At 35.1% G+C, this 13,407-nt stretch carries 11 protein-coding genes; 9 read left to right on the forward strand and 2 right to left on the reverse strand.

The genetic code is table 11. The features are described 5' to 3' along the window. The 5 genes from L6471_RS07775 to L6471_RS07795 all read left to right on the forward strand — a co-directional run bounded on the left by L6471_RS07775 (window position 1) and on the right by L6471_RS07795 (window position 6,396). Window positions 1–1,029, forward strand: a complete 1,029-nt coding sequence (locus L6471_RS07775; protein WP_027453459.1) for a glycosyltransferase family 2 protein — start codon at window positions 1–3, stop codon at window positions 1,027–1,029. A gap of 7 nt (window positions 1,030–1,036) precedes the next feature. Continuing rightward, a complete protein-coding gene (locus tag L6471_RS07780; RefSeq protein WP_237797649.1) occupies window positions 1,037–2,263 on the forward strand; it encodes a DUF4861 domain-containing protein in 1,227 nt (408 codons plus the stop codon). Window positions 2,264–2,266: 3 nt separating this feature from the next. Next, the gene (locus L6471_RS07785) at window positions 2,267–3,184 is read left to right on the forward strand and encodes a TIGR01212 family radical SAM protein (RefSeq protein WP_006282359.1); all 918 of its coding nucleotides are present in this window, start codon (window positions 2,267–2,269) and stop codon (window positions 3,182–3,184) included. 140 nt (window positions 3,185–3,324) lie between these two features. Further along, window positions 3,325–4,125: a gliding motility protein GldB-related protein gene (locus L6471_RS07790; protein WP_027453461.1), complete on the forward strand. Its 801-nt coding sequence runs from the start codon at window positions 3,325–3,327 to the stop codon at window positions 4,123–4,125. Window positions 4,126–4,194: 69 nt separating this feature from the next. Beyond that, a complete protein-coding gene (locus tag L6471_RS07795; protein WP_237797650.1) occupies window positions 4,195–6,396 on the forward strand; it encodes a S9 family peptidase in 2,202 nt (733 codons plus the stop codon). A 247-nt stretch (window positions 6,397–6,643) separates the two neighbouring features. Here the strand turns inward: L6471_RS07795 and L6471_RS07800 are convergent, their stop codons facing one another. After that, window positions 6,644–7,831 carry an MFS transporter gene (locus L6471_RS07800; protein WP_006282356.1) on the reverse strand — a complete coding sequence of 396 codons (1,188 nt, stop codon included), beginning with the start codon at window positions 7,829–7,831 and terminating at the stop codon, window positions 6,644–6,646. Window positions 7,832–7,996: 165 nt separating this feature from the next. Between L6471_RS07800 and L6471_RS07805 the strand changes: the two genes are divergently transcribed. Beyond that, window positions 7,997–8,869 carry a sigma-70 family RNA polymerase sigma factor gene (locus L6471_RS07805; protein WP_006282355.1) on the forward strand — a complete coding sequence of 291 codons (873 nt, stop codon included), beginning with the start codon at window positions 7,997–7,999 and terminating at the stop codon, window positions 8,867–8,869. A gap of 19 nt (window positions 8,870–8,888) precedes the next feature. Here L6471_RS07805 and yfcE read toward each other — a convergent pair whose 3' ends face one another. After that, window positions 8,889–9,431, reverse strand: a complete 543-nt coding sequence (gene yfcE / locus L6471_RS07810; protein WP_006282354.1) for a phosphodiesterase — start codon at window positions 9,429–9,431, stop codon at window positions 8,889–8,891. Window positions 9,432–9,521: 90 nt separating this feature from the next. Here yfcE and L6471_RS07815 point away from each other — a divergent pair, with 90 nt between their 5' ends. The 3 genes from L6471_RS07815 (at window position 9,522) to serC (ending at window position 13,326) form a co-directional block, all read left to right on the forward strand. Continuing rightward, complete coding sequence (locus L6471_RS07815) at window positions 9,522–10,736, forward strand: hypothetical protein (RefSeq protein ID WP_036858182.1); 1,215 nt, start codon at window positions 9,522–9,524, stop codon at window positions 10,734–10,736. Then, complete coding sequence (locus L6471_RS07820; protein WP_094449024.1) at window positions 10,733–12,079, forward strand: DEAD/DEAH box helicase; 1,347 nt, start codon at window positions 10,733–10,735, stop codon at window positions 12,077–12,079. Before L6471_RS07815 ends, L6471_RS07820 begins: the two co-directional genes overlap by 4 nt. Before the next feature lie 179 nt (window positions 12,080–12,258). After that, complete coding sequence (serC, locus tag L6471_RS07825; protein ID WP_237797651.1) at window positions 12,259–13,326, forward strand: 3-phosphoserine/phosphohydroxythreonine transaminase; 1,068 nt, start codon at window positions 12,259–12,261, stop codon at window positions 13,324–13,326. The last annotated feature ends 81 nt before the right edge of the window (window positions 13,327–13,407 follow it).

Consider the following 13,407-nt stretch of genomic DNA (forward strand, 5'->3'; position numbering starts at 1 on the left):
ATGAAAAGTAAAGTAGCCATAGTTATTTTAAATTGGAATGGGCTGAAAATGCTAGCACAGTATTTGCCAACAGTAATAGATTATTCTAGAATGGATGCGGATATTTGGGTAGCTGATAATGCTTCGACAGATGAATCAATAGAGTTTATTACAGCCCATTATCCGATGGTAAACACTTTACGATTGGAGAAGAACTATGGCTTCGCAGAAGGATATAATCGTTGTCTTCAAGAGATTGAGGCAGATTATTATGTTTTGCTAAATAGCGATGTAGAAGTCACTCATCATTGGTTGGAACCATTGATAGAATTGATGGATGCTCATCCAGAAGTTGCAGCTTGTCAGCCTAAGCTGCTTGCGGAGTATGATAAAGATGCATTCGAATATGCTGGGGCTAGTGGTGGACTTATAGATAAATATGGTTACCCATATTGTCGAGGTCGTATATTTGATACTGTTGAGAAAGATCAGGGACAATACGATTATCGACAAGAAATTTTTTGGGCTACAGGTGCTTGCCTTATGGTTCGTTCATCTGATTACTGGCAAGTTGGTGGATTTGATGGACGTTTTTTTGCGCATAATGAGGAAATTGACTTATGTTGGCGATTGCGTCTTTTGGGTAAAAAAATTTATTGTGAGCCAGAGAGTTATGTTTATCATGTAGGTGGAGGAACTTTGCCCAAGAGTAATCCAATGAAGACGTTTTTAAATTTTCGAAACAATCTTACAATGCTTTATAAGAATGTTCCTCAAAGCGATTTGCGTAAAGTTATGTTTATGCGTTTGTTCTTGGATTACCTTGCAGCGTTTGAAACTTTAATTCTAAAAGGTAATTTTAAGGATTTCAAGGCTATCGTTAAGGCTCGTCTAGCATTTCGTAAATGGCGTCATGATTTTGACAAGGATCGAGACGTTATTCAGAAATCAAGGGTAGTAAAACAGATTGATGGTCAATCTGATTTTTCTATACTGTGGCAGTACTATGTTTTAGGCAGAAAAAAATATTCAGAAATCTACAAAAACTAATAATTCAATGAAAAATCAAATTTTAAGTTTGGCTTTTTTGTCTGCGTTTTCAATGCAGGTAATGGGGCAGCAATCATTAACGGTAAAGGTATCAAATCCTACTAAAAAAGAACGTAAAGATGTTCCTGTAGTCTTAAGTTTGGCTAAATATGGTGATGTTCAGAAAGCGGTAGTAACTGTCGATGGAAAGGAGATTCCATCTCAGTTGGATGATATCAACGTTGATATGACCAATGATGAACTTTGCTTCCTCGTGAACTTAGATAAAAAAGAGGCCAAAACTTACCAGATAAAGTTATTTCAGGAGGGTACACAAAATCAATATCCTGAGCGTACATTTGCAGAGCTATGTTTGCCAAGTAGAAACAAGAAATTAGCGAAAAATAAGCAAGATATTTATTTACGTAGTATCACTTTTGATCAGCGAACAGTAGATCCTTATCACTATGTACATTCTCATGGCCTATGTTTTGAGAGTGAATTAATAGCACTTCGGGTTTACTTTGATCATCGTCAGACTATGGATATATATGGTAAGACACGTAAAGGATTAGTGGTTTATGATACACAATTTTATCCTTCTGAAGAACAGTTAAAGGCTGGTTCTGGTGACGATGTACTTTGGGTTGGTAATACTTATGGATTGGGTGCCCTTCGTGGTTGGGATGGCTCTAAGAGTCTAATGCTGGATCATGTAAAGTATCGTACTCAACGTGTTATCTCTGAAGGCCCTCTGCGTGCTATTGTAGAGGTTGAGGATAAGGGATGGACACCTGCTCCAGGATTGAAACCTGTGACAGCCATAATTCGTTATACCATATATGCAGGGCATCGAGATTTTGACTGTGATGTATTCTTTGATAAGGATGTTTCGAATTATCGCTTTTCTACAGGTCTTATTAACGTTAAGAATTCTACAGAATTTTCAGATAAAGCGGGACTTAGAGGTTGCTATGGTATGGATTGGCCAACCGGTAAGGATGATGGTATTCATAAGTTAGAAACAGTAGGTCTAGGTATTTATGTACCTATGAAGTATCTCGAAAGTGAAAAACAAGCCAATGTTAATGATTTGACTTATGTGATTAAACCGTCAGACAACAAGATAAGTTATAAGTTAGCTTATACTAGTGCTAATGAGAATTTTGGCTTTAAGAATGAAAAGGAATGGTATAAATGGCTGAAAGACTGGAAGGAAGATAATGAAGCTCCAGTTGTAATCGAAGTAAAATAAAGAGTGAAATATTATAACGACTTTGGAAATTGGATTAGGACAGTATTCCCGTATCGTGTTCAAAAGATATCTATAGATGCAGGTTTTTCTTGTCCTAATCGCGATGGTAGAATATCTACGGGCGGTTGTACGTATTGTGACAACCGTACCTTTAATCCGTCATATTGTCATCGTAGTAAAACCATTACAGAACAGTTGGAAGACGGAAAAGAATTTTTTGCTCGAAAGTATCCAGATATGAAATATCTAGCTTATTTTCAGGCATATACTAATACTTATGATACTCTAGAACATTTAAAAGCTATGTATGAGGAGGCGCTTAAAGTGCCTGATGTTGTAGGTATAGTTATTGGTACAAGGCCGGATTGTGTTTCTGATGAACTTTTACAATATTTAGCAGAATTAAATCAGCGTACATTTGTACTTGTTGAATATGGTGTTGAAACAACAAATGATGAGACTTTAAAGCGAATAAATCGTGGACACGATTTTGAGTGTAGTAAGCGAGCAATAATAAAGAGTCATCAGCTTGGCCTCACGGTTGGAGCTCATATTATTTTAGGATTGCCAGGTGAGGATGCGAAAGAGAGTATCCGTCAAGCATCTGTCATTTCGTCTTTGCCGATTGATATTTTGAAGATACATCAAATGCAAATAATTCGTGGCACAATTCTTGCTCATGAATATCAAGAGCACCCTTTTCATGTCTATTCTGTAGACGAATATATTGAGTTGATATCCTCGTATATTCAGTATCTGCGTAATGATATAGTATTGGAAAGATTCGTAAGTCAGTCTCCTGCAGAACTGCTTATAGCCCCCAAATGGGGATTAAAAAATTATCAGTTTACTAACTTATTGCACAATCATCTCATTAAAACGGGAGTTACGCAAGGTTGTAAAGTTGGGAAAAATGTTTAACGAATTAATTAACAAGCTTTTTTTATATATTTAAACGTAATAGGGATATTAAACGCGAAAAATTTATTTTTTTTAGCTTATTGTTTTGCATTTAAAAGATTTTTTAGTACTTTTGCAGATATATAATTAAAAATTGTTATTTGAAGAAGGTATATTACATATTGCTGTTGGTAACAATTCTTTGTGTGGCATGTGAGTTTAAACTTAAGCCTAACATAGAGGACGTTCAGAATGCGCAAATAGAAATTAAGCGTTATGATCGTCTAGAAAGTCGTTATCTTACCACGGGTGATTTTTCTGCCCTTCAGCAAATGAATACAGAGTATCCTATGGAAACTCGTACCTTATTAGAAAAGGTCTTACAATTAGGTGAAGTTAATGATCCTAATATTAGCCATAAATTTTTGATGTTTTATCAAGATTCTGTGCTTCAGACACTTTTGTCTGATGCAGAAACTCAATATGCTAATATGGATGATCTTAACCAGCAATTTAATGATACGTATGAAAAGTTGCATGAGTGGCTTCCTACGTTAAAGAAGCCTTTAGTGTATGCTCAGATAGGTGCATTAGATCAGAGTGTGATTGTGGGAGAGGAATCTATCGGTATTTCATTGGATAAATATATGGGAGGTAGTTATCCTTTGTATAAAAAATATTATACTCCAGTGCAGACTGCATCTATGAACCGTTCGTTTATCGTTCCTGATGCGTTTTGTTTTTATTTATTAAGTGCTTATCGTATTAGTAATTTTGAATCGTTACCTCAGTTAAAGCGAGACCTTCATATGGGTAAAATTATGTGGGTTGTTAATCAAGCCGTAGGTAGGCAGGTCTTTACTACTCCTTATACGGTTATAGTTGATCGCTATATGAAAAAGCATAAAAATGTAACGGTTGGAAAATTATTGGAATCAGAAGATTATTCTGATTTTAAATAATACATTTGTTCATTTTTGCGTATTTTATTAATTTTTTCGTACTTTTGCAGTAGAAAAAGTATTGCATTGATGAAAAAAATATTCATTTTATTAGGTTTTATGGTAATGACTGCAGGAAATCTTTTTGCGGTTAAGCAGCTTGATTTGAAGTCTATTACATCAGGTGATTTTGCAGCGGAATATGTATCTGGTATTATTCCTATTAAGGGTTCTGGAGATTATGCGAAAATTAGTCAGGATGGTAGACAAATTCAACGTTATTCGTTTAAAACAGGTAAACAGATTGCGGTTCTGTTTGATGTTTCTCAGGCTATAGGTGACAAGATTGATAATTTCGATGGGTATATACCTAGTCCTGATGGTAAGTATCTTTTAATTCGTACAAATACGAATTATATCTATCGTCGTTCTTATACTGCAGATTTTTATATTTATGAGGTTTCAACAAAAAAGCTAATAAAATTGTCCGCGGAAGGAAGAGAACAAATTCCTGTATGGTCGCCAGATAGCAAACATATTGCTTATGTATACCAAAATAATATTTTTGTTAGTGATTTGACATCAGCTTCGAAAATTCAAGTAACAAATGATGGTAAATTTAATGATATCATCAATGGACTCCCAGACTGGGTTAATGAGGAGGAATTTGGATATAATAAAGCATTGGTTTTTAATGCTGATGGGACTAGAATCTGTTGGTTAAAATTTGACGAATCACAGGTAAAGCAATATTCGCTGCAAATGTACAAGGGCTCAATGCCTGAAATAGAAGAGTTTCGTATTTATCCTGGTCTTTACAGTTATAAATATCCTAAGGCTGGTGAAGATAATTCTAAGGTATCAGCTTGGAGTTATGATTTAAAGTCAAAGACTTCTATTCCATTAAATGTTCCTATGGATGCTGATGGTTATATGCCACGTATAAAGGCCACAAATGATGCGAAAAAAATTGTAATTTATACTTTCAATCGTCATCAGGATGATTTACGTCTTTATGCTGTTAATCCTTTTACAGGTATTAGTAAGTTGCTTATACAGGAGCAAGTGCCAAAGTATGTAAAAGAGGAGGCTATGGAAGGCATAGAAATTCATGGTAACCATATTTTATTGCCAAGTGATCGTAGTGGCTATATGCACTTGTATCTTTATGACATAAATGGTAAACTGATTCGTCAGGTCGAAAAGGGAAATTATGATGTAACTGCCGTATATGGTTATGATTCAAAGAGTGGCGATGTCTTTTATCAAGCAGCCAAGTTGAATCCTCATGATCGACAAATTTATGTGGCCCATGCTAATGGAAAAATTGATCGTTTATCTGAAAGGGAAGGTGAAAACTCTGCCATATTCTCTGGTGATTTCAAATATTTCATCAATATTTGGAGCGATTATAATACACCATTCGTATTTACTTCTCGTACGCGTCAGGGTAAAGTTATAGATATTTTAGAAGATAATTCTACATTAAAAACTAAGATATCTGAGTATGGATGGGTTAAGAAAGAACCTTTTACATTCACGACATCAGAGGGAGTACGCTTAGATGGTTGGATGGTCAAACCTGCAAATTTCGATGCAAAAAAGAAATATCCTGTAATTCTTTTCCAGTATTCTGGGCCAGGAAGCCAGCAAGTGATGAATTCGTGGAACTCGGGAAGTATGGGGCAAGGCGGAGCTTTTGATATGTATCTAGCTCAGCGTGGTTATATTATCGTTTGTGTAGATGGTCGTGGTACTGGAGGTCGTGGTGCAGATTTTGAAAAGTGTACCTATTTGAAATTAGGTGAGTTGGAATCAAGGGATCAAGTAGAAACTGCTCTATATATGCAAACTTTTCCTTATGTAGATGCTAATCGCATTGGTATTTGGGGATGGAGTTTTGGAGGTTTTAATACTCTAATGAGCATGAGTGAAGGTCGTGGAGTCTTTAAAGCAGGTGTTGCTGTTGCCCCTCCAACTGATTGGCGCTTTTACGATACCGTTTATACTGAACGTTATATGCGTACACCTAAGGAAAATCCAACAGGTTACGACACAAATCCTATTCAACAAGCTGATAAATTACATGGGGCTTTGTTGATTTGTCATGGTACTGCAGATGATAATGTACATCCGCAGAATACTTTCGAATATGAGGAAGCTTTGGTTGAAGCAGATAAGGATTTTAAAGAAGTTCTGTATACGAACAGAAATCATAGTATTCGAGGAGGTAACTCTCGTAATCATTTGCTCCGTCAGATTAGTCAGTTCTTTGAAGATAATTTAAGATAATTTTCTATACATTATGACCAACTTTTATTCGAGGTCATGGTAACATAAAAAATAACCTCATTGGGATTTTTTTCAATGAGGTTATTTTATTGCTGAGTTTATATTGTCAAGCCTTTTGTTTTGAAATAAAGTGACAATAGAATAGTTTCTTTTGATTTGTATTTTTGTCGTGGTGATCGCTTGTTATATACAATCTATTCCTAGAATTCTTGCTTAAAGAATGAGATTATAAGTAAGTTGAGGCAAATTAATGATTTTGGGAATTTAGGTTGATTTGAAGAAAGTTGTTTCTCGTGCAGGTATAAAATAAAACTACACCTATTATATTATACGCTGCAACAATCCAAAATGCAACATCGTAGCTAGTATGTTCAGCAATGATACCCCCCAGTAAAACTCCAAGTCCGAATCCAATGTCCCAACCTGTAAGAATTGAAGAGTTGGCAGTTCCTCTTTCGTTGTGGTGAGCTATACTTATAAACATATTAAGGAATGCTGGATACATGTGTCCATTACCTAAACCAATAAGTATGGCCGATATATAATAAGCTATCGGATTATGTATGCTAACAAAAAGTAGATATCCCACTGATGCGAGTATCATGCCCATACCAGCATTATGGGTGAGCTTTCCTTTTTTCAGTGATTTTGTTCCTTGAAGTCTACTCACAAAAAGTCCAATGGAAAGTAATGCAAAATATGTTCCAGTTCCTGTGGTTATATGGAGCTCTTCCTTGCTAAAAATAGCAAGGTAATTACATAAAATACCAAAACAGAATCCAAACAACGAAATATTAATAGCCATTATCCACGCTCTTGTAAGAAAAAAACGGTCTAGTGATAATTTCATGTTCTGATGGACTATAGGTTTTGTTGTAATCTTAATAGATGAGGCTGTAATTAAAGCTGTTCCAGCAATAAATAATGCTATCCAAAATAGAATATTGAAATTGCCAACAATTTTATAGATATAAATACCTATACTAGGCGAAATAGCCATAGCTAAATTGTTGCTTAAACCGAAAAGACCTATACCTTCATTTCGCCTACTGGATGGTAATATATCGATAGCGCAGGTACTATTGGATACAGTAGAAGCTCCGAAAGGAGCACCATGTAAGGTGCGAATAATACCAAACATCAAAAGAGTACTTGCTGCGATATAACCAGCAAAGCAGATAAAGAAAAAAGCTAAGCATATTAGAAGAATCTTTTTTCTTGGAAAGTTATCGATAAGAAAGCCACTAAACGGCCTAATGATAAGTGTTGCTAATGTGTATCCTGACAATATAATTCCTATTGTATCTTTTGTAGCCCCATATTCTTCACTTAAATAAATAGGGAGAAGGGGGGTAAGCAAATAAAAGGCAAAGTAAAGCAAAAAGTTTGTTAGCATTACTTTGATGTAGTCTATAGTCCAAAGTCTTTCTTCCATAAATTAAGTGCAAAGTTACAACAATATCGTAATTTAGTTTAATTTTCTATAGATAATTCGAGATTTTGTAATTATTTTTATGTTTTAGCACAATTTTTGCATGTAGTTTAGTGTTATAATTATAATTGTACAATATTTAGCAAAAACTAGGTAAGAGGATTTTTTATGAGACAATTAAAAATTAGCAAGAGTATTACCAATCGATCTAGTGAGGCTCTAGATAAATACTTAGCTGAAATCAGTCGTGAACCGATGGTGTCTATTGATGAAGAGACTGAATTGGCACAACAGATTAGAAAAGGTGGGCGAGCCGGAGATCGAGCAAAGGAAAAACTTGTCAAAGCTAATTTACGTTTCGTAGTATCAGTTGCCAAACAGTACCAACACCAGGGATTGACATTGACAGACTTGATAGATGAAGGTAATATTGGATTAGTTAAAGCTGCTGAAAAGTTCGATGAAACTCGTGGTTTCAAGTTTATTTCTTACGCAGTTTGGTGGATAAGGCAGAGCATCATGCAAGCTATTGCAGAACAGAGCCGAATAGTTCGACTTCCGTTAAATCAAGTAGGTGCAGTCAGCAAAATAAATCAGGTTACTGCAAAATTTGTACAAGAACATAATCGTAGGCCATCGGCTGATGAACTTGCTACATTGACCGGAATCGATGCAGATAAAATTCAAAAGAGTTTGAATGCGGATTCTCACCAAATGAGTATTGATGCACCTTTTTCTGATGATGATGATAATTCTATGTCTGATATGCTTTCTTCAGGTGATGATTCTAGGACTGACCGTCAGGTAGACTATGAGTCAATGCAGAATGATATGGAAGGGGTATTAAAGTCTGTTCTGAAAGACAGAGAGTTGAAAATCGTTAAGGATTGTTTTGGTATTGGTGGCCCTGAAAAAGGGTTGGAGGAGATAGGAGAAGAAATGGGACTAACCCGTGAACGTGTACGTCAAATTAGAGAAAAAAGTATTATGAAGATTAGACAAAGTGGAAATGCCAAGTTACTGATGAAATACCTTGGCTAACCACCGAAGTCTATATGTGTTAAATCGATATGGTTTGAAGACATTCTTCTGTTTCTAAGGAGAATGTCTTTATTTCGTTATGTTCATAAGTACATAAGGTTGGTACATTACCATTTTTTGGAAAAGTAATACTTCCAGTGTTGCATATGACCATATTGTTTACTTTTTTAAGTTCCCAAATATGAGTATGACCATATACTATTGCATCAAATTTTCCTTTTGGTAATTTTTCTTGATTATATATGTGTCCATGGGTAATAAGAATCTTCTTTCCTTCGTCTACAATAAGTAAATAATCTGACATCATAGGAAAATCGAGTAGCATTTGATCAACCTCTGAGTCACAATTACCCCTGACGGCTACTATTTGGTCAGCATTTTTATTGAGTAGTTCCACGATTCCAGGAGCATCAATACCTTCCGGAATTCTATTTCTGGGACCGTAGTTAAGAATATCACCTGCTATACATATCATATCGCATTGATGTTTCTTGCCAAAATTCAATGCTTTTTCTAGTTGTGGTTTACTGCCATGAATGTCTGATATAAAAAGATATTTCATTGTTTATTTTTTTTGTATGCAAAGATACGAATAGTTTGGGATATTTTTTATAATTTTGCAAAGAACCCTTTATTATAGAGTATATTAAAGATGATAGTTATAAAAAAGATTGTAATATTTCTTATTTTTATCAATGTTTTCTGTGTATCAACTGGTATGGCACAGAAAAAGGTAATAAATGAAGCGCAAGACCAAATTAAGTCTGGAAAAGATCTAGATAAGGCTGTTGCTTCTATGGAAAATCTTTTGAAGGATAGTGCAAATAAATCGAATGAAAAAGTATGGCTAACTTTATATGATGCTTTAAAGTTGCAATATATTCAAGGTAATGAAAAGCTCTATCTGAAAGAAAAATATGATACAGTCCAACTTTTTAACTTGACGTTGAAACTGTTTTCTGTTTTGGAAAAATTTGATTCTATCGAGAGTTTACCTGATAAAAAAGGAAGAGTAAAATTGAAATATAGAGAACGACATGCAGAGTTTTTAGATCATATTAGGCCAAATCTGTATAATGGTGGTGCGTATTTCACTTATAAGCAAAAATATGCACAGGCATATGAATTCTTTGATGAGTATCTAAAATGCTCCGACCTTCAGATGTTTAGTCATTATAAATATGCTACAAATGATAAACTGCTTCCACAAGCAGCTTATTGGGCAACCTATTGTGCTTATAAGGAGGGTAAGTCAAAGGAAACGTTGAAACATACTTATTGGGCTTTAAAAGATACTGCTCATTATGAATATATGCTTCAATATTTGGCTGAAACCTATAAAGAAGAAAATGATACAGCTAGGTATGTAAGTACTCTGACCGAAGGATTTAAAAAGTATCCTACTTTTTCTTTTTTCTTTCCTCGATTGATTGATTATTATTGTGATGTAGAGAAAAATAGTGCAAAGGCATTGGCAGTAGTGGACTCTGCGTTAGTTGTTGATTCGAAAAATCAAGTGTTCCTTTTTGCAAAAAGTACAATTTTGTTGAATATCGGGCGCTATGATGAGTGCGTTCAAGTTTGTAATCAATTGATAGAAATTAATGATACTTTAAAAGATGCATATCTAAATGCTGGACTAGCTTATTATAATAAAGCCTTGAAATTGGAAAATAACAGGAAAAGTAAATGGAAAGAACTCAAGAGTATTAAGAGTTATTATAGTAAGGCTTTACCTTATTTTCAAACATTTCGAAAGTTGGCTCCCGATATGGAAAACCGTTGGGCTGTACCACTTTATACGATTTATCTTAATTTGAATATGGGTAAAGAATTTGAGGAAATTGATAAAATATTAAGAAAATGAAAATTCAAGAGATAATTAATAAATTAGGTATTACTCCTAATGCCATGCAGGAAGAATCTATAGATGCTGTACTCCATCATCGTGATAATATCACAATCTTATCACCAACGGGTTCTGGTAAAACTCTTGCATACCTTCTTCCTTTAACTCAATTGGTTTCTGAAGATTGTAATGAAGTGCAGGCTGTTATTATTGTGCCTGGACGAGAATTGGCACTCCAGTCGTCTACGGTGTTGAATAATATGAAATGTGGACTTCGTAGCATGGCAGTATATGGTGGACGTCCAACGATGGATGAGCATCGTATGATGCGTAAAGTGCAGCCACAAATTCTTTTTGGAACGCCTGGTAGGTTGAATGACCACTTGGATAAAGGTAATTTCTTATCTGATACTGTCAAGTTTATCATAATTGATGAGTTTGATAAATGTCTTGAAATGGGATTTCATGAAGAAATGCAGAACCTCATTAGTAAATTACCAGAAAAGGCCAGACAGATTTTGCTGAGTGCTACCCCAGCTGAAGAGATGCGTGAACAGCATATTATAAATACTCGATTTAAAACCTTGAATTATTTGCAGGACGAAGAACAAGTACCTGCTCGTGTTCGTATTTATAAGGTAGATAGCCCAGAAAAAGATAAATTACAAACTTTGGCTTATTTGCTTAGTAGTTTTAAAGGAAAAAGTACAATTGTTTTCTTGAATTATCGTGATTCTGTTGAGAGAACGGTAAAATATCTTCAAGAACAAGGATTTTCTACGAGTTTCTTTCATGGAGGTCTTGAACAGAAGCAACGTGAAGCTGCATTATATAAGTTCAGTAATGGTTCTGTTAATATTTTAGTGGCTACAGATTTAGCAAGTCGAGGTCTAGATATTCCTAATATTGATAATATTGTACATTATCATATTCCTGAATCAGAGGATGGATATATACATCGTGTAGGTAGAACTGCTCGTTGGGAAGCAAAAGGAAAAGCATTTTTCCTTTTGGGACCTGGTGAAGTCGTACCAGACTATGTTGATGAAGAAGTCGAGGAGTATGAAATTCCGGAAGAAACGGTTGCTTTTAGAAAGGAACATGCTAAATTTGAAGTTTTTCCTGCTTTGATGGCTACTATTTATATAGGTAAGGGAAAAAAAGATAAAATTAGCAAAGGTGATATTCTTGGCTTCCTATGTAAAAAGGCTGGATTGAAAGGAAATGAAATTGGTCGAATTGATATAGAGGATCGTTTTTGCTATGCAGCAGTACTTCGTAGTAAAGTTAATATAGTTATTAATCAGACTAAAGGTGAAAAAATAAAAGGAATACGGACAGTTGTGGAAAAAGTGAAATAAAATAGCCTTTTCATGTGCATTATGTCAAACAAAAGTGACAATATGAAAGAAGAAATTGAATTTTGATAATTTTTTGCTAAAATATTTTGCTATATAAAATAAAAAGTGTAATTTCGCAATCGTAATTTTGGTACATACGTGTACGTTTTTATACTAAAGTCAAATAAATAAACATTCAGATGAAGAAGTACAACTTTAATGCAGGTCCATCAATGCTTCCACGTGAGGTAATTGAGAACACAGCTAAGCAGATTTTGGATTTCAATGGCTCTGGACTCTCTCTGATGGAGATTAGTCATCGTGCTAAAGATTTCCAACCAGTAGTAGATGAGGCTGAGGCTCTTGTCAAGGAATTGCTCAACGTTCCTGAGGGCTACTCCGTTATATTCCTGGGTGGTGGTGCTTCCTTGCAGTTTATGCAGATTCCAGCAAATTTCTTGATAAAAAAAGCTGGTTACGTAAACTCTGGTACATGGGCCAAGAAGGCTATGAAGGAAGCTAAACTGTTTGGAGAAGTAGTTGAAGTTGCCTCCTCCGCTGATGATAATTATACCCATCTTCCTCATAACTATGAAATTCCAGCAGATTTGGATTATCTTCATATCTGTACTAACAATACAATCTTTGGTACCGAGCTTCGTGAGGATATTGATGCTCCAGTTCGTTTGATAGCTGATATGTCTTCTGATATTCTTAGCCGTCCTGTAGATGTTTCAAAATATGATGCAATTTATGCAGGTGCACAGAAGAATATGTCTATGGCTGGTGTAACCGTTATTATAGTTAAGGATGATGTTTTGGGTAAGGCTCCACGTGAATTGCCAACAATGTTAGACTATCGTACACACGTAGAGAAGGGTAGTATGTTTAATACTCCTCCTGTAGTTCCTATTTATACTTTAATGGAAACATTGCGTTGGGTTAAGGCTCAGGGTGGTGTTAAAGAAATGGATCGTCGTGCTCATGAACGTGCAGAAGCTTTGTATGCGGAAATCGATCGTAATAAGTTGTTCCGTGGTACAGTTGCTAGAGAAGACCGCTCTTTGATGAATATCTGTTTTGTTATGAACGATGAATTCAAAGATCTTGAAAAATCTTTCTTAGACTTCGCTACAGAGCGCGGTATGGTTGGTATCAAAGGACATCGTTCTGTGGGTGGCTTCCGTGCTAGCTGCTATAATGCCATGACTATGGAAGGGGTTAATGCGTTAATCCAAACTATGAAGGATTTTGAAGCTCAGCATTAATTCTCTATAAAAAAATAATTTATTCCCTCTGATTTATTCAGAGGGATTTCTATTTGTAACAAAAATAATAAATATATAATC

The sequence above is a fragment of the Segatella bryantii genome, from assembly GCF_022024215.1.
Lineage (GTDB): Bacteria > Bacteroidota > Bacteroidia > Bacteroidales > Bacteroidaceae > Prevotella > Prevotella bryantii.

Bases quoted from the DNA above. Each gene is read 5' to 3' on its own strand.
- L6471_RS07775 (WP_027453459.1), top strand. From the start codon at position 1: ATGAAAAGTAAAGTAGCCATAGTTATTTTAAATTGGAATGGGCTGAAA.
- L6471_RS07780 (WP_237797649.1), top strand. From the start codon at position 1,037: ATGAAAAATCAAATTTTAAGTTTGGCTTTTTTGTCTGCGTTTTCAATG.
- L6471_RS07795 (WP_237797650.1), top strand. From the start codon at position 4,195: ATGAAAAAAATATTCATTTTATTAGGTTTTATGGTAATGACTGCAGGA.
- L6471_RS07800 (WP_006282356.1), bottom strand. From the start codon at position 7,831: ATGGAAGAAAGACTTTGGACTATAGACTACATCAAAGTAATGCTAACA.
- L6471_RS07805 (WP_006282355.1), top strand. From the start codon at position 7,997: ATGAGACAATTAAAAATTAGCAAGAGTATTACCAATCGATCTAGTGAG.
- yfcE (WP_006282354.1), bottom strand. From the start codon at position 9,431: ATGAAATATCTTTTTATATCAGACATTCATGGCAGTAAACCACAACTA.
- L6471_RS07815 (WP_036858182.1), top strand. From the start codon at position 9,522: ATGATAGTTATAAAAAAGATTGTAATATTTCTTATTTTTATCAATGTT.
- L6471_RS07820 (WP_094449024.1), top strand. From the start codon at position 10,733: ATGAAAATTCAAGAGATAATTAATAAATTAGGTATTACTCCTAATGCC.
- serC (WP_237797651.1), top strand. From the start codon at position 12,259: ATGAAGAAGTACAACTTTAATGCAGGTCCATCAATGCTTCCACGTGAG.